The sequence below is a fragment of the Mycoplasmopsis fermentans PG18 genome, from assembly GCF_000209735.1.
Taxonomy (GTDB): domain Bacteria; phylum Bacillota_I; class Bacilli_A; order Mycoplasmatales; family Metamycoplasmataceae; genus Mycoplasmopsis; species Mycoplasmopsis fermentans.
In genome coordinates, this window is record NC_021002.1 from 77,159 (window position 1) to 97,133 (window position 19,975).

The 19,975-nt window shown below is 27.6% G+C and carries 19 protein-coding genes and 1 other annotated feature; of the genes, 7 read left to right on the forward strand and 12 right to left on the reverse strand.

Annotated features, from left to right (window positions below):
• Nucleotides 1–599, reverse strand: a sequence feature (16S ribosomal RNA rRNA prediction is too short).
• A 250-nt stretch (nucleotides 600–849) separates the two neighbouring features.
• From thiI to rpsO, 10 genes are all read right to left on the reverse strand, one after another.
• Nucleotides 850–1,983 carry a tRNA uracil 4-sulfurtransferase ThiI gene (gene thiI, locus MBIO_RS00420; RefSeq protein ID WP_015510682.1) on the reverse strand — a complete coding sequence of 378 codons (1,134 nt, stop codon included), beginning with the start codon at nucleotides 1,981–1,983 and terminating at the stop codon, nucleotides 850–852.
• Entirely contained in the window at nucleotides 1,973–3,574 is a 1,602-nt protein-coding gene (locus MBIO_RS00425; protein ID WP_015510683.1) for a hypothetical protein, read from the reverse strand. The genes thiI and MBIO_RS00425 overlap by 11 nt, the downstream gene beginning before the upstream one ends.
• A 103-nt stretch (nucleotides 3,575–3,677) precedes the next feature.
• Entirely contained in the window at nucleotides 3,678–3,878 is a 201-nt protein-coding gene (gene rpmF, locus MBIO_RS00430) for a 50S ribosomal protein L32 (protein ID WP_013354850.1), read from the reverse strand.
• A 162-nt stretch (nucleotides 3,879–4,040) separates the two neighbouring features.
• Nucleotides 4,041–6,395, reverse strand: coding sequence for an OppA family ABC transporter substrate-binding lipoprotein (locus tag MBIO_RS00435; protein WP_013527036.1), 2,355 nt, complete (start codon nucleotides 6,393–6,395; stop codon nucleotides 4,041–4,043).
• Nucleotides 6,396–6,403: 8 nt separating this feature from the next.
• On the reverse strand, nucleotides 6,404–7,552 hold the full coding sequence (locus tag MBIO_RS00440) for an ABC transporter permease subunit (RefSeq protein WP_013527037.1): 1,149 nt from the start codon (nucleotides 7,550–7,552) through the stop codon (nucleotides 6,404–6,406).
• A complete protein-coding gene (locus tag MBIO_RS00445; protein WP_041594170.1) occupies nucleotides 7,542–8,507 on the reverse strand; it encodes an ABC transporter permease subunit in 966 nt (321 codons plus the stop codon). The genes MBIO_RS00440 and MBIO_RS00445 overlap by 11 nt, the downstream gene beginning before the upstream one ends.
• 53 nt (nucleotides 8,508–8,560) lie before the next feature.
• Nucleotides 8,561–8,830 carry an HPr family phosphocarrier protein gene (locus MBIO_RS00450; RefSeq protein WP_013354854.1) on the reverse strand — a complete coding sequence of 90 codons (270 nt, stop codon included), beginning with the start codon at nucleotides 8,828–8,830 and terminating at the stop codon, nucleotides 8,561–8,563.
• A 202-nt stretch (nucleotides 8,831–9,032) separates the two neighbouring features.
• The gene (locus MBIO_RS00455; protein ID WP_013527038.1) at nucleotides 9,033–9,953 is read right to left on the reverse strand and encodes an ABC transporter ATP-binding protein; all 921 of its coding nucleotides are present in this window, start codon (nucleotides 9,951–9,953) and stop codon (nucleotides 9,033–9,035) included.
• A 9-nt stretch (nucleotides 9,954–9,962) separates the two neighbouring features.
• Nucleotides 9,963–11,768, reverse strand: coding sequence for an ABC transporter permease (locus MBIO_RS00460; protein ID WP_041594171.1), 1,806 nt, complete (start codon nucleotides 11,766–11,768; stop codon nucleotides 9,963–9,965).
• 136 nt (nucleotides 11,769–11,904) lie between these two features.
• Nucleotides 11,905–12,171: a 30S ribosomal protein S15 gene (gene rpsO / locus MBIO_RS00465; protein ID WP_013354857.1), complete on the reverse strand. Its 267-nt coding sequence runs from the start codon at nucleotides 12,169–12,171 to the stop codon at nucleotides 11,905–11,907.
• A gap of 321 nt (nucleotides 12,172–12,492) precedes the next feature.
• Between rpsO and rpsL the strand changes: the two genes are divergently transcribed.
• The 6 genes from rpsL (at nucleotide 12,493) to MBIO_RS00495 (ending at nucleotide 16,941) form a co-directional block, all read left to right on the forward strand.
• Nucleotides 12,493–12,912 (forward strand): 30S ribosomal protein S12, encoded by a 420-nt coding sequence (gene rpsL, locus MBIO_RS00470; RefSeq protein ID WP_013354858.1) that lies wholly within the window; start codon nucleotides 12,493–12,495, stop codon nucleotides 12,910–12,912.
• Between the two features lie 25 nt (nucleotides 12,913–12,937).
• Nucleotides 12,938–13,408 (forward strand): 30S ribosomal protein S7, encoded by a 471-nt coding sequence (gene rpsG, locus MBIO_RS00475; protein WP_013354859.1) that lies wholly within the window; start codon nucleotides 12,938–12,940, stop codon nucleotides 13,406–13,408.
• Between the two features lie 11 nt (nucleotides 13,409–13,419).
• Nucleotides 13,420–15,510 (forward strand): elongation factor G, encoded by a 2,091-nt coding sequence (gene fusA / locus MBIO_RS00480; protein ID WP_013527039.1) that lies wholly within the window; start codon nucleotides 13,420–13,422, stop codon nucleotides 15,508–15,510.
• A 167-nt stretch (nucleotides 15,511–15,677) separates the two neighbouring features.
• Nucleotides 15,678–15,968 (forward strand): ATPase AAA, encoded by a 291-nt coding sequence (locus MBIO_RS00485; protein WP_013527040.1) that lies wholly within the window; start codon nucleotides 15,678–15,680, stop codon nucleotides 15,966–15,968.
• Nucleotides 15,919–16,254: an ATP-binding protein gene (locus tag MBIO_RS00490; protein ID WP_015510687.1), complete on the forward strand. Its 336-nt coding sequence runs from the start codon at nucleotides 15,919–15,921 to the stop codon at nucleotides 16,252–16,254. Before MBIO_RS00485 ends, MBIO_RS00490 begins: the two co-directional genes overlap by 50 nt.
• 18 nt (nucleotides 16,255–16,272) lie before the next feature.
• Nucleotides 16,273–16,941 (forward strand): DUF4143 domain-containing protein, encoded by a 669-nt coding sequence (locus tag MBIO_RS00495; RefSeq protein ID WP_015510688.1) that lies wholly within the window; start codon nucleotides 16,273–16,275, stop codon nucleotides 16,939–16,941.
• Nucleotides 16,942–16,986: 45 nt separating this feature from the next.
• Here MBIO_RS00495 and MBIO_RS00500 read toward each other — a convergent pair whose 3' ends face one another.
• A complete protein-coding gene (locus MBIO_RS00500) occupies nucleotides 16,987–17,673 on the reverse strand; it encodes a hypothetical protein (RefSeq protein WP_013527042.1) in 687 nt (228 codons plus the stop codon).
• A 268-nt stretch (nucleotides 17,674–17,941) separates the two neighbouring features.
• Between MBIO_RS00500 and metK the strand changes: the two genes are divergently transcribed.
• Nucleotides 17,942–19,081, forward strand: coding sequence for a methionine adenosyltransferase (gene metK, locus MBIO_RS00505; protein WP_013527043.1), 1,140 nt, complete (start codon nucleotides 17,942–17,944; stop codon nucleotides 19,079–19,081).
• Nucleotides 19,082–19,585: 504 nt separating this feature from the next.
• Here the strand turns inward: metK and rplL are convergent.
• On the reverse strand, nucleotides 19,586–19,957 hold the full coding sequence (gene rplL / locus MBIO_RS00520) for a 50S ribosomal protein L7/L12 (RefSeq protein ID WP_013354867.1): 372 nt from the start codon (nucleotides 19,955–19,957) through the stop codon (nucleotides 19,586–19,588).
• Between the last annotated feature and the right edge of the window lie 18 nt (nucleotides 19,958–19,975).

Consider the following 19,975-nt stretch of genomic DNA (forward strand, 5'->3'; position numbering starts at 1 on the left):
GTGAGCCCAAATTAACGCCGACTANCAACACTACAGACTCTTACGCCAATATTCCGATAACGCTTCAACCTATGTATACCGCGGCTGCTGCACATAGTTAGCCGTTGCTTCTAATAAGGTACCGTCAAAACAAAATCATTTCCTATTCTGTCTTTTCTTCCCTTACCACAGAAGTTTACAATCCATAGGACCTTCATCCTTCACGCTGTGTCGCTCCATCAGGCTTTCGCCCATTGTGGAATATTCCCTACTGCTGCCTCCCGTAGGAGTCTGGGCCGTATCTCAGTCCCAGTGTGGCGGTTCAGTCTCTCAACCCCGCTAAACATCATCGCCTTGGTGGGCCGTTACCTCACCAACTAGCTAATGTTACGCACCCCGCTCCTCCAGCGAAGCAAACGCTTCTTTTCCGTAATCTTCATGCGAAAACTACGAGTATTTGAAATTATCGACTGTTTCCAGTCGCTATGCCAAACTGAAGGGTACGTTGAGCACGTGTTACTCACCCATTCGCCGCTAAGGTATTGCTACCTTCGCTCGACATGCATGTATTAGGCACACAGCCAGCGTTCATCCTGAGCCAGGATCAAACTCTCGAAAAAATTGACTGTCATGTTTATATATCTAGTTTTCAAAGAACAATTTTGTCGCATTATTTTGTAAATGCTTTAATATGATAACACATAAATTAATATTTGCAAAACATTTTTTTGAAAATTTTTTTATTTTTTTACAAAGTATTTTAGAAATTATTTTTTTATGCTAATTTAACTTTTTTAAATTATGAAAAAATAAAAAAAGTGCCTTATTTTTAAAGCACATCTCTTATATATAAATAAAGAAAGGAATTTTTTAGAATTTGATTATTTCAATATTTTTTTCTAAGCATTCTTTTTCTAAGTCATTAATCATGTTTAATTCTTCTTCTAATTTAAGAGCTTCTTGAACATTAGGTTTAGTTACTGGTTCTTTAGGAGCAAAAAGCTCACATGTTTCATTACATTTAGTAATTGAAAGATCATAGGTTTGAATTTTTTTAGCTAAATTGATTGTTTCAATTTTGTCATTAGTTAATAGTGGCCGCAAAATTGGCATGTTAATATCATGACTAATTGTATAAAGTGATTCTAAAGTTTGTGAAGCTACTTGACCTAAGTTTTCGCCATTAGAAATGGCTAGATTTTTTTTACTTTGAGCTAATTTAGCAGCAATACGATAAAAGCTCCGACGCATAAGAGTAATTTTATAAGCTTGATTTGAAACTAAAGCTATGTAGTTCATTAAAGTAGAATAGTTAGCTAAATAAAAAGTGCTTGTGTTTTGATATTTAGTTAATATTTTGATTAATTCTTTCATTTTATTTACTGTTGCTTGATCAGTTTGAGGAGGTGTAATAAAAGATAAGAAATTAACTTTAAGACCTCTTTTCATAAGTTGAAAAGCAGCAACAGGACTATCAATTCCACCACTCATTAAGTGCAATACTTGCCCACTAACACCAACAGGGAGGCCGCCTAAAGCTTGGACAAAATCACTAAAAACATAAGTAAATTTGCCTCTAACTTCAATATAAACAATAAAGTCTGGATTATTAACATCAACTTTTAAATTTTGGTTGTTTTCTAATAAAAAACCGCCAACTATATTGTTAATTTGACTTGATTGGTATTGAAAACTTTTATTGTTTCTACGAGCAGCAACTTTAAAAGTTCCATTTTTATTTTTTGCTAAATTTAAAGCTTGCTTTTTAATTTCTTCAATATCATTAGCACAAATAATAACAGGTGAGAAAGAAGTAATACCAAAAATGTATTGCAATGCATCTAAATTTTCTTGACTATAAGGCAAAAACATACGGTCAAATTCAACCTCTAATTTATCTTTAGTTTTATGACGAATATTTGAAGCTAAAGTATCAATAAAATTAACTCTATTTTTGCCTTTTAGAGTCAATTCACCATATCTAATTAAAATCTTATTGTACATATTTTTTTCCTTTTTTCATGCAGGTTGCTAGTAGTGAGAAAGCTTCATCAAATTTCTTAGCTCGCATGTGTTTATTGACTGAAATTAAGAGTTCATTAAAGTCTGGATTATTAAATCGATAATGCATGCTTTTTAACATGAGCTCTTCTGTCATTTTCTTATATAAATAAGCCTTAAACGTCATTTTGAATAGCTTTGTAAAGATGTTGTAAAAGTGGTTTCAATTTTTAGATTTGAAGTTAATTTTTTTACTTTGTTCAAAGTCTTTTTTGACTTTTAATAAAGAAACAATTAAAAGCTTAATATCGTTTTCTAATTCTAAACTTTGTTCTAATACTGTGCTTTGAACAAATTGAATTTTAAGGCTTCAAGTTTCCAAAATTTTTAAGTAGTAAGCATTGTAATTTTTTTGATAAGTATCGAGGTTAAAAATCTCAATTTTATCATTGCATTTTTTGATTAATTCCATTATGCCATGAAGTAGTGTTTGCATCTCCATTAAACTAACATTGCCATTAGCTTTATTAGCTTTATTAAAGCTATCATATTGGTTTCTAAGTTGTAACAATTCTTGTGAAATCTTGGTTACAAAATTGCTGTCAAAATCATCTAAATCAATTGAAATATAGCTTAATTTTTGATCAAGCTCATTAATCATTTTGCCTATGTTTTCTAATTCATTATTTATGAAATCTTGAAACTCAGCATTAAGAGCAGTTTTCTTGTTTAAAGTATAATAATCAGCATAGATTTTTTTGATTCTTTCTTGCACATCTTGATAAGGTAATTTTAATCATTCAGTTGCTAAGTTTTCTCTTTCGTCAATTAATTGTTTGATAGCTAATTTGTCTTTTGTTTCAAAAGAGAGCTTGCTTAAGATTTCAGGTAAGTGGTTAAAAAGACTTCATTCGATATTAACAAAGTGGTCCACTTTGCGAGCAAAAATATTGATTCTTTTTTCATGTTGATTTAAAGCATTTGAAATACTATCAATTTTATGAATAAGTTTATTTTCTTCTCATTCAATTGTAGTGTTACTTAATTGTTTTAATTCATTAGTTAAATAATCATAACTATGATTTAAGCAATATTTATTTTTTTCTAAATGTTCTTCAATTTTTCTTAAGATTCTAAATGATTCATTGGTTACTATTTCAATAACATTTCAATGTTTATTTAAGTTCTTAGTTTTTTCATCAAATTGTTTATGCATTGAAATGCATTCTTCATATTTAGGCAAAATTTCTAAGTAAAGTTTTTTAGCTTCTTTAAGTTTATAAGCTTTAGCCGCTTTTCTTAATGCATTATATTTATCATTTAAATCAACAATTATTTTTTTTAATTTGTTGTCTAAACTTTTTAATTGATTTAAAGCAGCTTTATATGTTTCTTGAGTATTTGATAAAGTAATAAAACGTTGAATTGTTGCGTTACGTCCTGTTAGATTATTTTTAATATTTTTAGTTGAATCATCTAAAAATTTAATGTATTTATTAAGATTAGTTTTTCTAATATAAAGGAAAATAAAAATGCCCAAAAGACCTAAACAGGCCAAAATAACTATTGGTACAATAATTTTAATTACTTGCATTTTTCTCCTTAATTAATAATTATATTTTATATTAATATCATTTTTATTTATCAAAGTAGCATTAAAGAATAATAAAAAAATGGGATTGCCCATTTAATTATTATTAAGCATTACGCATATCTAAACTTTTGTAACCTTCAACTTTTTTACCTTTATAAAATCCACAAGATTCACATACACGGTGTTGTTGAATTAATTGAGAACAGTTTTTGCATGCAACAAGATTTTGAACAGGTAAAGCATCATGGGTACGTCTTTTGTGTTTACGTTGTTTAGATGTCTTACGTTTTGGAACTATAGCCACGATTCCTCCTTATACAATTTTTATATTAGCTAATAAATGTATTCTAATTATATGTTAAAAAATTAAAATGTATAGCAATTTATTAAAAATTTTTTTTGTAGTGTAACTAACATTTTATTGCTTTTTAAAGCAATTATTTTCTTGGCCTATTTTACAGTACTTTTAGTTAAAAGTAATATCTTGAAAATAAGTAAAACCATCTAGATTTATTGGTTTTGTGTAGAAGTATTGAACTATTGATTTTTGGTATTCGTTAGTAAAAAGGAAATTATCTTCAGTTACTCTGATTCCTAAAAATGAGTCAATACTTTTTAAAATATTGAATTGTTGATCAAAATTTAAAGCTTGAATTTTTTCTTTAAATCTAGCTTTGAATTCTTTCAATTTCAAATTATTTTTTTGCAAAATTTGATCTAAAAGTGAACTGTTTGCTTTAATTTTTTGCAACTCATAATTTTTAAAGTAATCAACTTTATTAATTGTTTCTTCTATTGTTGAAATAATTTTTTTGATATTTTTATCATAGTTAATTGATTCTAAATTGACTTTTGAATATAAGAATAAATTTAAAAAGAATTGGTTATTTGCTGTTATTAAATTAATTAAATAGTTACTAAATGAATTATCAACTGCACTAAAGTTTTGATATTTAGAAAAGTAATTATTTGCTTCTTTTGAAGCATATTCAAAATTAACATTTAAACGATTGTCTAGGTTGTTGTACAAGAAGGCTATTCTTTTATATAAACTGTCAATAAATGAACTCTTTTCAGCAAAAATAGGTAATGTAAATTGAATTTTTTGATTTTTATAATCTCCATTTTTGCTATAAAAATCATCTAAAATTTGCTTCATTTCATTTTGATAAATTTGATAATTTGCACTCTTTAGTTGTTCATTAATATCCAAAATATTTTTGCTATTTATTGAATGTTTAATTAAGCCATCAGATCCATTAAAATCAATTATTTTATTATCAAATTTATTAGTTTTATAATCAAAATGATAATCATAAACTCGATTAATGTCATCTAAAAAGTTAACATTTTGGTTGTCTAAAATACCACTATTATTGCTGCTGTCATAGTTTAAACTTTGTGAAGCAAATGAATTTCAGTAAGTATTATGATTCAAATTTTTAATAAATGAATATTGATTAATACAGTTATTTAAAATATTTCTGAACACAATTTGATGTGGTTCATAATATTTTTTATTTACTAAATTTTGATCTTTTAATTCATTTAATTTCTGATTATAAAATAGTAAGCTAAAAGCTTCATTAAATTTGAAATCTTTGTTATTTTTAGCATATGGATTAACATTGTAAAAATAGCTTATAACATTACTATTATTTGGTTTAAATAATGTATAAGTAACACCAAAAAGATTAGAGAAATTATCTATTTCATCTTTTTGCAATTGGTTAAAAATATCATAAGAAGCTTCACTTAAAAGATTTTGTTTAAATGCATTATAACTTTGTAATCTAAAGGTAGGCTCATCGTTTTGAATTGGATTATATTTTATAGTCACTTTATTAAGAATATTTTGCTTTTCATTTTGGTTAAAACTATCTAAAGCAGAGTTATTATTTTTAATAAAAATTTGCTCATCAACAGTGTTCTTATTTAAAACATAATAACCTATAAAACAGATGTTTTGGTAATTTTTGCCATAACTATTTTTATTATTTTTATAGTAGTCTGTTGATATTGGATTGAAGATCAAATTATTAGTAATTTCTTGAGTTGTAAATAGTTTAATAAAGTTATTATTTTTGCTTTTTTGAGCATCGTTTAATTCAAAAATTAACTTGTTATTTTGGATGCTATTTTGGCCTAAATTTTTCAAAGAATAGTTGTCTAAAAGAGCTGAAAATTGTTCACGATTTTGTTTCAAATTAAAGCTAGTTAAATAGTCTTGGGCTTGTAATTTATGATTTGTTTTTTTGCCTTTATAATCTGAATAATAAACATCGTCTTTTAATTCAAATTCAATTTTAGTTGCACTATTTAAAGCTTCAAAAAATTCTTTAGAATTTATATTATTATTTTCATCAGAATAAATTTGTTTAATACCGCTTAATGCTCCATCTTCATTAACTTTAGTACTACTTTGAAGAGCTTGATCAACTTTTTCTTTAACATCATCACTATTAAAAATTTTTTGACTATTATCCTTCAGAGTCACTGTTATTGATTTAGCTAAATAGAATTCTAAAAATCTAGTTGTAGTTTTATAAAAGAATTTGTTTAAGTGATCAAATTTACTTTTGCCTAAACTTTTTCATCTAATTAAAGGTGCAGTTAATAAACTCTCAAAATCATTATCAATTCTTTTAACTTTGTTAATAATAAAATTGTCTTTAATTTTGTTTGGTTCATTATATTTTTTAATATAACTATCTTTAGGATTAACTTGTCTAATATTGTTGCATGAAAGAGTAGCGACACTAGAAGTAAGTGTTGCACTAATTAAAAATAAGCTGCCATATTTTTTAATTTTTCTTTTCATACTATCCTTTACTTTTCTAATTTAGGTACACTCGCAATAAAGAAATTTATACCTAAGAATTTTACTAATATTACATAAAAACTTGCTAATATTGAAACAAAAATTGTATATTCAACATTTTTTAGATTGTCAACTATATCTTTAAAAACGTTTCCAATATTTAAGCTTTGATCAATTTTATAAATATTAAAGAAAGCTAATGAAGCTAAAGCTAACATATTAAGTGATAATGAATCAGAAACTAAAGCAATATTTCTTCACAAGCAGTGAATGAAAATAATTTTGTAAATTATTCTTCAATTACTCAAGCCATTAGCTTTGTAAGCTAAAATAAATTCACTGTTTTTGATTTCAAGCCCTATTGAATAACTTGAATAAAAGAAGCTAAGGGAACCAATAAAACCTAAAATTAATATAGCATTAAGATGGTTATATGAACTTATTTTAAAAATCAAGAAAACTACAATAAGGAAAGGCACAATATTAATAGTACTAATTAAATAGTAACTAAATTTAGCACTGCTTTTATTTGAATAATAAGCCACTATTGAACCTAAAAAGGTCCCTAAAAATAATTGGATTAAAGCAGCCACAAATGTTACTAAAATACTTATGCCAAATGAATGAATAAAGAAACTAAAGCGGTCTATACCTTGAGAATTGGTACCATATAAAAAGATATAGTTAGTGCCTTTTAAGGCATAAAGCAATTGATATGGATTGTAAGTTAAATTAACTAAGTCAAAATCAGGTGTTTCATTTATGACTATTTTTAAATTAGGATGATCTTTTTGAGTTTGCAAAATAAATTGATATAAGGGGTCACTTTGTGCAAACTTTTTAGTAATACTTGCATTTAAGTAGTTAGGCAAATTATAAGCAAGTTGTGAATCGATGACACTAGTTTTTGGCGAATAAGGGCTAAAAATAGCACTTAAAGTCAAAAACAGTAAGAAGATTCCAATAATTGAAACTAAAGCAATGTTGATCTTTTTGCTAAAGAAACGAATTAAGTATTGTTTAAATTCACTTTTGTTATTGCTGATATTTACTTGGAAGTGTTTATGGTGAGTTAAAGTGAAAAGACTTTTTTCAAATTCAATATGACTTTGGCCTGCTTTTTCGTGAGAATGGTGGTGCTCATGATTAAATGCCATTATGCGCCTCCTTTCTGAATCTATCTTTTTCTCTATTTTCTTTGAAGTTAAAATTGAAATTAAAATTATAACCATTTTCAACTTGCAATAAATCATAAGTTAATTCACAAATAAAAGCTAATAAGAATAAAAGCAAAGCTTTAAAAAATACTAAAGCCATAATAACATTAATTTCTTTTTGATCAAACATGCTAATTAAAATAACACTTTGACCTGGTATTTGAAAAATACGTTCGATAATTAAGCTAAAACTTATAGTTAAAACTAAAATTGGCACTATTTGGTTAACTAATGAAATAAATAAATTTTTAATAACAGCTTTATTAAATATTTGTAAAGTACTTAAGCCATTTGCTTTTAAAGTGATTACATAATCTTTTTTTAGAATTTGAACAAGATTATTTTTGGTAATGGTTGCAAAGAATGCAATGATTCCTAAAGATAAAAGTGAAATAGGAAGTATTAAAGAAAGCAATGTATAACCAAAACCAAAAGCTGATGGCTCTATAAAATTAACTGGTAAGTCATTGACTTCTGAAATAATTAGCATTATTGGTGCAAAGATAAAAGTAGGAATAGCAGCTAAAATAAAGACAATAAATGAGAGGACTAAATCAGTCATTTTATTGTTTTTATAGCCTAATCATATTCCGACAAAAACACCTATAAAAAAGCTAAATACAAAAGAAATGCTTACAAAAAGTAAACTAAATTTATAATAATGGAAGAATAATTCTAACGATGAATTGAAACCACTATTATTAGTTGAAAATGGTTTACCAAAACCACTAAAAATAGAACCTAAGAAAGTGAAATAATTTTTGATAATTGGTTCTCTGTTTATTTGTGAGTTATTAATAAATAAAGCTATAACAAAATAGCCAAGGGTAACTGTTATAAAAATACCTAAGAATGTAAGTAGAATTTTTTTGAAAAAGTATTTGCTAAAATTCATAAAAATTCATCTTTCTACATAAAAAAACCGCTTAATGGCGGTTTCTTATTACATTAAATAATTTCATTTGATTTAAAAGCATCATAAATAGCTTTGTATGCTTCTTCTTCATCTGCTCCATTGATTTTAATAGTAATTACGTCGCCTTTTTTAACACCTAAAGACATAACATTCATAATTGATTTAAGATTTCCAACTTTTCCTGTCTTGTCTAAAACAATTTGCACATCACTCTTGAATTTTGAAGCAATTGTTGAAACAACACTAGCAGGTCTTGCGTGAAGACCAATTGGATCTATAATTGAAGCTGTAAATTCTTTCATGTTTATCTCCTTATTAATTTAATATTTCAAAATATATCTTCTTAAATATCTAAAGTTGCCAATAAATATTATTAATATTATATACTAATTCTTATATATACTTATAATATTACTACAAATGTCATTTTTAAAATATAAATTTTAAAGAATTTTTTAGTGGTGTTTTTAACTTATAAACCTTTAAAACAGTTTGTTTGGTAAATTATTCTGCTTTTTCAACTTTGAAAAACTTTTCGTTTAAGGTTTGAATATTTTTTCCAATGTTTTCAAAATCGATATTACTACTAATTAATGCTTTTGTTATGTTTGTGATTTTATTGAAAGGTAAATCAACAGCAATACCCGTTTCTCGACATTGATATTCTTTGTTTGATGAAACTAGTTTTGCTTTTTCTAAGGCTTTAATAGTTTCATTAATTTGTTCAGTTTTAATAAATACTTCAAAGTTTGAATTTTTTAAAATTTCTAAGTCACCAGAATATAAAACTTTACCTTTATCTAAAACAGTTAGACTATCAATATATTGTTCTAGCTCACTTAAAATATGAGAAGAAACAAAAATGGTTTTGCCTTGTTTGTGAAGTTTGCTTAAGTTAAAATAAAGTTCATTTCTAACTTTTGGATCTAAGTTTGCTGCAGGCTCATCTAAGATCAATATTTCTGGATTATGAATTAAAGCTTGGACTAAAATAACTTTCTTTTGTTGACCTGAAGATAAATTTTTACCTATCTTTTTTCATATTTTTTTGTTAACATCTAACTCGATTAATAATTCTTCAATTCTTTTTTTAGCTTCGTCATTTTTAAGTCCATTTAATTCAGCTAAAGCAACTAAGTAATCATAAATATTCAGACTTTTAGGAAATGTTGCTACTTCAGGAACATAACCAATTTTGATTCTACTTTTTTTGTTTTTAAAGTTAATTCCATCTATTAAAATTTCACCTTGGACTTCTGGATAAAAATACAATAATGAACGGAAACTTGTAGTTTTACCTGCTCCATTTGCTCCAATAAATCCATGAAATTCACCTTTTTTGATTGAAAATGTCACATTGTCTAAAGCTTTAAAATTTTTAAAACTCATTGTAACATTTTTAAATTCAATTGCGTTTTGTGACATTTTTTCCTCCTATTTTAAAAAGTTAGTTTTTTTGTAAATAAATCATCCGCCAATAGCTAAAGGTGTAGCCATTAAAAAGTAAATAATTATTTGCATGTAAGATGGAAATATATTAACTTTTTGTACTTTGTAAAATTTCAAATCAATGTTGTTTTCTTTTAATAAATCTTTATTAATTAGCATGCTGCCAAAAATTTCTTCAAGTCTTGAATTAAAGAATTCTTTATTTTGATTTATTTTTAAAGTTTCGCGATAATCATTCATAATAACTTTTGACATTGCATCAACTATAGAATATAAATTATTTTTTACCAAGATTGTAAAGAAAAGTTTTTTTGCAATAGAGTTATAGTCAAAGCTTAAGTAACGAGTTTTTTTAAATAATTCTTCTTTTTTGTCAAAAGTTAAATTATCTTCAACAAAATTTCTGAATTCTCTTTCTTCATTTTTTGCTTTTGAAGGATCTTCATTAGCTGAGAGAAAAATGGTACTTCTATATATTAATGGCACCATTTCATTGTAAAGTCTTTGAGTTGCAAAATTAATTAATGTTTCATATGTTTCAAGAGTTTTGGTTGAGTCTTTACCATCAAAATTTGCTTTAGCATTGACAATTTCAGTTTTGAAATCGGTTTTTAAATTTTCAATTACATTAACAAGACCATTAAATAATTTTTGACTAAAAACATCTGGATTTGCTTTTAAAATTTGGGCTTCTTTTTCAAAACGATAAACTCTATCAGTATATTCATCATTTCATTTTATAATGTGTTTTTTGCGAGCCATATAAGTAATTTTTTGTTCTAAGGTTTCTTGTTTTTGATATGGATTAAGTCGATCTGTTGTGCTTAAATCATAATCAATAATATAAATCTTTTGATTTCCATTTGTGACATAATCATAATTATTCAAAACAGATTCCATATCTCTTTTATAGAAATATTGGTTATGAACTCCTTCACTCATAATTGGAATAAAGCGGTTGCTCTTTGGATCATCTAAAATAAAATCATTATAAAAGTTCATTGATCAAAAGTTCATATTTAAACCATTAGATAAATTGACAACTGAAAAATTATGTTTAAATAAATTTGAGCTTGAAGTTACATAATCATTAATAACAAATTTTTTGTTTATTTCATTTTCTTCTTTACTATCAAAATTAGCTTTTAAATTTTCTGCTTTACTTATTTTTGATATTTGGTGGTATTCTTCTGGCGTTGAAAAAATTTTAATAATGTTAAAAAGTGCAGGTGTTGCCATAAATACAGGTAAAGTTATACCAAGTAATGCTTTAGATGAAACTTTTGAAAAAATAATTGAAATAAATGAAATTACAAAAGTTCCAATAATAAGAGCTTCAAAAATAAAAGCTATATGTAAAAGTCAAATATTACCAATAAATTTGGTTCCTTTTAGATCATCGGATAATCCTAAAGCTGCAAAAGATATAATAATTGCTGAGAATAATGCATTAATAGTAGCATTAATTACATTGATTAAAAATGCACTAACAAAAGAAGATCAAAACAGTTCAGTTCTTGATACTGGTTTGGAATATAAAACATAAGTTAAGCCTTCATTTTGAGGCATCTTAAAAATATAAGAACCCGTAATAATTGCGGCCAATATAATTAAAATAGGTGACATGCTTCCATAATAAATAACTATATCTCGAGCTGAATTTGTGTGAGATACAATAAGAATAATAAGGGTACCTATTAAAAGTAAAAACGGTACTAGGAAAAAGTTAATAATTAATATTGACTTGTCTTTGTATGCTGTTTTAAAGTTTAACTTTAATAATTTTCCCATTTTTTCCTTTCATATTTGTATGCTACTATTTTACTAAATTATTAATAAAATAGTCTAATTTGGAAAAAATAACCACAAATTTGAATAAAAAAATGTAGCTTTCTTGCTACACTAATTATTAGAATGAAAATTACTACTATTTTCTTAAGTTTAATTCAGCTAAAACTTTGTTGTATGTTTCTAAGTCATTTGACTTAAGGTGTTGTAATAAAACACGACGTTTTGAAATTTTTGCTAAGAAACCACGACGTGAGTGGTTGTCTTTAGGATTTGCTGCAAAGTGTTTTTTCAAATCTTCAATTTCTGCTGTTAAAATTGCGATTTGAACAAATGTGTTTCCTGTGTCTTTTTTATTAGCACCATACTTAGCAACTAATTTAGCTTTTTCTTCTTTTGTAATCATATATCGTCTCCTTATATATGTTCTAACCTAGCTAAAATCTAATATCTTAACCAAGTATAAAATTTGAATGCATTTTTTAATGCCTATAAATAATAGCACATTAATAATAAAAGCAAAATAAAAACATTTTGTGACCTAATCGTATTATTTTCAAAAGTTAGATTTTTAAAACCTGGATGTTTCACTTTTGGAATTAACAATAATTAGTAAAAAATATTAAAAAATTTTTGAAACACACGGCAAAGTTGTTATATAATAGAAATCACTATATTTCATTTATAGTATTTAGGACATTTATTAAATAAGAGAAAGGAAACAAAAATGCCTACAACAAATCAACTTGTTACAAGTGGTAGAGTTTCTAAAGTTCGTAAGCAAAAAGCACCTGCTTTGAACTTAAGTTTCAATACACTAACAAAAGAAGGTCGTAAGTTGCCAGCTCCATTTAAACGTGGTGTATGTACTCGTGTTGCAACTATGACTCCTAAAAAACCTAACTCAGCTATGCGTAAATATGCTCGTGTTAAGTTATCAAATGGTATGGAAGTTACTGCCTACATTGGTGGTGAAGGACACAACTTACAAGAACACTCAGTTGTTCTTATTCGTGGTGGTAGAGTAAAGGATTTACCTGGTGTTAGATACCACATCGTTCGTGGTACTCAAGATTTAGCTGGTGTTAATAACCGTAAACAAGGACGTAGTCTTTACGGAACTAAAAAAGAAAAGGCTGCTAAATAGCCTACTAATATAGAAGGAGAAAATTATGTCAAGAAAACATTCTGCACCTATAAGAGAAGTTTTAGCTGATCCAGTTTTTAACTCAGTATTAGTTACAAAATTAATTAACACTATTATGCTAGATGGTAAAAAATCTATCGCTCAAGATATCCTTTATTCAGCTTTCAATATCATTAAAGAAAAAACAAACAAAGAACCAATGGAAGTGTTTTTAGCTGCTGTGGAAAATGTTACTCCACAACTTGAAGTTAGAACACGTAGGATTGGTGGAACAAACTATCAAGTTCCAACAGAAGTTTCAGATCGTCGTAAACAAACATTAAGTTTAAGATGATTAGTGCAATATGCACGTCTTAGAAATGAAAAAACAATGGATGTTAGATTAGCTAACGAAATCATTGATGCATCAAACAAAACAGGTGGCGCAATTAAGAAACGTGAAGACACACACAAAATGGCTGAAGCTAACCGCGCATTTGCACACTTCAGATGATAATATAAGATATTATGGCAAGACAATATAAATTAGAAGATTACCTTAATATCGGTATTATGGCCCACATTGATGCAGGTAAAACAACAACAACAGAAAGAATTTTGCTTCACACAGGTAAAATTCACAAATTAGGTGAAACCCACGACGGTGCTAGCCAAATGGACTGAATGGCCCAAGAACAAGAACGTGGTATTACTATTACTTCAGCTGCTACAACAGCATTCTGAAAAGGAAAAAGAATTAACATTATCGACACCCCAGGACACGTTGACTTTACAGTTGAAGTTGAACGTTCACTTCGTGTATTAGACGGTGCTGTTACCGTTTTAGATGCTCAAAGTGGTGTTGAACCTCAAACAGAAACAGTTTGAAGACAAGCTACAAACTACAAAGTTCCTCGTTTAGTTTATGTAAACAAAATGGATAAAGCAGGAGCTGACTTCTTTGCAGCTGTTAAATCAGTTAAAGAAAGATTAAACGGTAATGCAGTTGCAATTCAAATTCCTATTGGAGCAGAAGCTCATTTCAAAGGTTTAGTTGACCTTGTTGAAATGAAAGCTTATGAATACGATGGAAAACCTGAAGAAAATGCAAAAGAAATTGTTATTCCTTCAGACTTAGCTGAATTAGCAAAAACAAAAAGACAAGAATTAATTGAAGCTGTTGCTTCATATGATGATGACTTTATGATGCAAGTGCTTGAAGGTGTTGAACCTGATTTAGCAACACTTAAAAAAGTTATTCGTAAAGCAACCCTTACAGCTGAATTCTATCCAGCAGTTTGTGGAACAAGTTTCAAAAACAAAGGTGTTAAGAAAATGATCGACGCAGTTGTTGATTACTTACCATCACCTTTAGATATTCCAGCTACAAAAGCTCACTTAGATGATAAAGAAGTAGCTATTCCAGCTACAGATGATCATGACTTTATTGGTTTAGCATTCAAAGTTATGACTGACCCTTATGTTGGTTCATTAACATTCGTTCGTGGATATGCAGGTATTCTTAATAAGGGATCATATGTATATAACTCAACTAAAGATGTTAAAGAAAGAATTGGACGTTTAATCCAAATGCATGCAAACAGCCGTCAAGAAATTGATGAATGTTATGCAGGTGATATTGTGGCAGCTGTTGGTCTTAAATCAACAACCACAGGTGACACATTAGTTGCTGAAAAATCTCCAAAATACATTTTGGAAAAAATGATTTTCCCTGAACCGGTTATTTCACAAGCTCTTGAACCTGAAAGTAAAGATGCTATGGAAAAACTTGCTTTAGGACTTCAAAAATTAGCTGCTGAAGACCCTACATTTAGAACATACACAGATGAAGAAACAGGTCAAACAATTATTGCTGGTATGGGTGAATTACACCTTGACATTATCGTTGACCGTCTCAAACGTGAACATGGTGTTAAAGCTAAAGTTGGTGCACCTCAAGTTTCATACCGTGAAACAATTACAAAAAGTGCTGAAGTTGAAGGTAAACACATTAAACAATCTGGTGGTAAAGGTCAATATGGTCACGTATGAATCAAATTTGAACCAAACCATGACAAAGGTTTTGAATTCGTAGACAAAATTGTTGGTGGTAAAATTCCTAAAGAATACATTAAACCAATTCAAAAAGGCCTTGAAGACAAAATGGCTGGTGGTATCTTAGCAGGATATCCTATGATTGATATTAAAGCTACATTATTTGATGGATCATACCATGATGTCGACTCATCAGAATTAGCTTACAAAATTGCTGCATCTAAAGCTTTAACCAAAGCTAAAGACTTATTAGGTACAGTATTACTTGAACCTATTATGGACGTTGCTGTAGTTATTCCTGAAGATTACTTTGGTGATGTTATGGGTGACTTAACACGTCGTCGTGGACAAATTGAAGACAATGAAACAAGAAATGATGGAGCTCACATTATTCGTTCATTAGTTCCTCTTAAAGAAATGTTTGGTTATGCTACTGACTTACGTAGTATGACAGCTGGTCGTGGAACATACCAAATGCAATTCCACCACTATGAAAAATGTCCAAAAAATATTGCAGATGAAATTATCAAACGTCGTAACATTCAAGTTAAAGACGAAGATTAATAATACAAAAAATGAACTCATAAACAAAAAACCGAGTTCATTTTTTTATATCATAGATATAAGGCAAATTAGAATAATCTAAAATGTATATTTTTCCAGAATTATGAATAATTTGATTAATAAAAGGAGTAAGTTATGACAGATAAACTTTTTGAAAAAAGCAATATTTGCCTAGACTTGTTGACCAAAAAATAAAAGATTCCTTAGAAGTTATTGGAGGAATATTTTTGGTTGGCCCTAAATATTGTGGCAAAACATGAACAGGAACTAATTTTACTAAAAGTCAAATAAACATACTAAAAAACAATTTAGACTATGTATTTGATTTAAACAATACCCTTCAAGGAAAAACACCTCGACTTATAGATGAGTGACAAATTAGACCAGAAATTTGAAATGCTGTAGTCAATGAAATTAGTGTTAGAAGAATATATTTTAACTGGATCAATACTAAGTAACTGAGACAAGATACAACACTCTAACGTTGATCGTATCGGAATGTTAAATATGTATACTCTTTCTTTAAGTAAAATGAATTTAAGTACTAAAGAAGCTTCGCTTTCAAAATTACTAAATGAAAGTAAACTTGAAACTAAAACTTTAAATACTCCTTTTACATATCAAGACATTGCCCAAATTGCTTGAAAAGATGGATGACCTTCTTTAATTAACAATAACTCAAATGCTCTAGTTCAAATTTGATTTGATTACTATATTAACAATATAATGAATCTTGATGAATAATATTTTAAAGCTAGAAAAATAGACTTTGACAAATACAATTTATTTCTTAAATCACTAGCAAGAAATGAAGGTCAAACAATCAAATTAAGTGCTATTGCAAATTATATAAATAATGTTGCTAAAATTGATACAAGAACAATTGATGATTATTTGAATATTGTTTCAAAATTATTTATTATTGAAAAACAAGAATCATATATTCCAAATTATTTGTCAAGTAAAAAAGTTTTAAATACTGCAAAATTAAGATTTATTGATTCTTCTATTCCAATAAACATTTTAGGCTTAACACCCAAATTTCTTGTTGATAATCCAAACATGTTAGGTGTCTTTTTTGAATCATTAGTTATTAGAGACTTGCGCGTTTATGGTCAATTATTTAATTGAAATATTTTACATTATAGAGATAAATGGTCAAATGAGGTAGACTGTATTTTGCAACTTAAAAATGGAGACTTTGCAGCCATTAAAATTAAATTAAGTAATAGTTATGAAGAGCAAACAGCTACAGGCTTACTTAGGTTTAAAAAAGAAATGGAAGAAGAACAAAAATTAGCTAAAATCAATAGGGAAAAAATGTACAAAAAAGTACCTAAATGATTAATAATAATTAGTGGGACAGCTCAAAAGGCATATCAAAGAGAAGATAAAATTTTTGTAATTCCATATAAAATGCTTTGTGAATAATTTTGCTTTATAAGCCTATAAAACAGCCAAAAATAAAAAAGACCATTATCTAAAAATGATCTTTATTCCTTTGGCTTTTGATTCATTAGAAACTATGTCCATAATTTCTTTTTTAATTCTTGGATCTAGATTAATTTTTTCACTTTCAAAATAATTTTTGAACATTGTACGATCATTATGAAAAAGAAAAGTCATATAATAAATTTCAGCTGTTACTTCAGGGAATTTTATTAACTTTTTCAAGATTAGAAATGATTCAACTGTAATACTTAAATAAACAATTACAACTATCATACAAAATGCTGCTGCAGTCGCCGCTAAATCTTTAGTTTGCTTCATTATATTATTGTCATATTTATACTCTAAACCTTTGTAAATTGGCATAATAAAGATGCACAAATAAAAGATAAAAGCCATTAAACATGAAGCAATAATGTTATATTTTGAAACGCCTTTACGATCAAATTTAATTCAAAAATAACAAGCTAAAATAAGCGTAATTAATGAAATTATTGAACTAGTTGCAATATAAACAAAAAAATTATATCAATAATTTAAACCACTTAAATAGTAATCATAATTCTTTAATGCTAAACTCAAAAAAGTTACAGTAATAGTAAAAGCTACTAATAAAGAAATAAAAGCAAAAAGAGAACTTCAAGACAAATCTCTTCTTAATTTAACTTCTTCTGTGTGATATTTTTGAGCTTCTTGATTAAAAGTTTCAAGCATTTTGTATACCTCTTAACTAATTTTATAAAAAATAATTTTTTTTAATTGAATTTAATTTATTTTAGTGTATTCTTATATTAATTAGAAGCCAAAAATAGGCTTCAAAATAATAAATATAAAGCATAAAGAGTTGCTGAGCTAGCTGGCTTTGACGCATGCCAACCTGCATTTGTAAGGTGGACAGTGAGGGTTTATTAACTAAACTAACATGTTTAATTATTGAGCTAATAACCTCTAACTTTTTATGCAACAAAAGTGGAGGTTTTTTATGAACTTAAATAAACAAATTTTATTCACAAGCGAATCAGTTGGACAAGGGCATCCTGATAAAATTTGTGATCAAATTAGCGATGCAATTTTAGATGAATATTTAAGAAAAGATCCTTATTCTCGTTGTGCTATTGAAACTATGGCTACAGGTAATATGCTAATTATTGCAGGTGAAGCAAGCTCAAAAGCAAATGTTGATCATAAGCAGATTGCGGTTAATGTATTAAAGAAAGCGGGTCAATATTCAGATCATTTAAGATTCCATCTTGATGTTAAAAAACAAAGTACAGATATAAGTCAAGGTGTTATTAGAGCCAATGAAGAAATTGGTGCAGGTGACCAAGGAATTATGTTTGGTTATGCAACAAATGAAACAAGAAACTATATGCCTTTAGCTATTACATTAGCTCATGAAATTGTTAAACGTGCTGATAAATTAAGAGAACGAGGCCTATTTAAATATGCTAAAAGTGATATGAAAAGTCAAGTGACTTTAGACTATACAGATAGTAAAAGAATTAAAGTTGATACTATTTTATTTTCATGTCAACATGAAGAAAACTTTAATGAAAAAGAATTTAAAGAATATATTGTAAAGAATATCTTTGAGCCTGTTTTACAGGACTATTCGTTAAAATTGCCTGTTAAAATTTTAATCAATCCTACAGGGCGTTTTGTTATAGGCGGACCTATTGGAGACACTGGCTTAACAGGTCGTAAAATCATAGTAGATACTTACGGTGGAGCAGCTCGTCATGGTGGCGGAGCTTTTAGTGGTAAGGATGCGACTAAGGTTGATAGATCAGCAGCTTACGCATGTCGTTATGTAACTAAAAATTTAGTTGCTGCAGGTTGTGCAGATAAAATTGAATTACAAGTTTCTTATGCTATTGGTGTTGCTGAACCTGTTTCAATTTTAGTTGAAACTTTTGGTACAGAAAAAATCGCAAAGGATAAAATTGTTTCAATTGTTCATAAACTTTTTGACTTACGTCCAAAACACATTATTGAAAGTTTAAATTTAAGAAGACCTATTTATCAACAAACCTCATACTTTGGACACTTTGGTCGTGAAGATTTAGATCTCCCTTGAGAAAAATTAGACAAAGTTGAAGCTATCAAAAAATTAATGAAATAAATTATTTCAAAATTAAAAAATAATGTAAAATAAATACACTTATATTTTTGATTTTAATACACTAAGGAGGAACATCTTATGCGTAAAATTGTTAGAGCAAAAAACAAAGAACGTGCAGCTAAAAGACTTCACAAATTACAACTTGAAGAAGCAAGAGATAAAAGAAGAGCAGCAAGAGAAGCTGAAGCAAAATAATAATCATAATAATAAGCAAGGAACAATTTTGTTCTTTGTTTTTTTATCCTTTTTTAGGAAGATATTATTAATTTTGAATTAAGTTTTTTAAACTTGGATGGTTCTCACTTTTATAACTTTTAGAATTGTGGTTCAAAATATAATACCTATTGATTTACTTGGAAATCTGAATATTGAAATTCAGGTACAAGATATTAAAACTAATGAAACATCTAAAGTAAGAAAATTTAATTTACTTTTTAAAAGTTTGCTAAATAAAAATAAAAGAGCCTTATAAAAAGGCTCAAATATTATTAATTAAGTATGAAATTATTTAACTTCAACTGTAGCACCAGCTTCAACAAGTTTAGCTTTGATAGCTTCTGCTTCATCTGGTTTGATGTTTTCTTTAACAACAGCTGGAAGGTTTGAAACTAATTTGTTTGCATCCATTAAAGCTAAGTTTAATAATTCTTTAACTGCTTTAACAATAGGTAATTTTTTACCATTGTCTGAAGTAATTGAAACTGTAACTACTGAAGGACCTTCAGCAGCTGCAGCTGCAGCAGGAGCAGCAGCAACAGCAACAGCTGATGGGTCAATTCCAAATTCTTCTTTCATTGCTTCAACTAATTCCATAACTTCTTTAATTGACATTTCTTTTAATGATGAAATGAATGATTCTTTTGTTAATTTTGCCATGATTAATTTCCTTTCGTA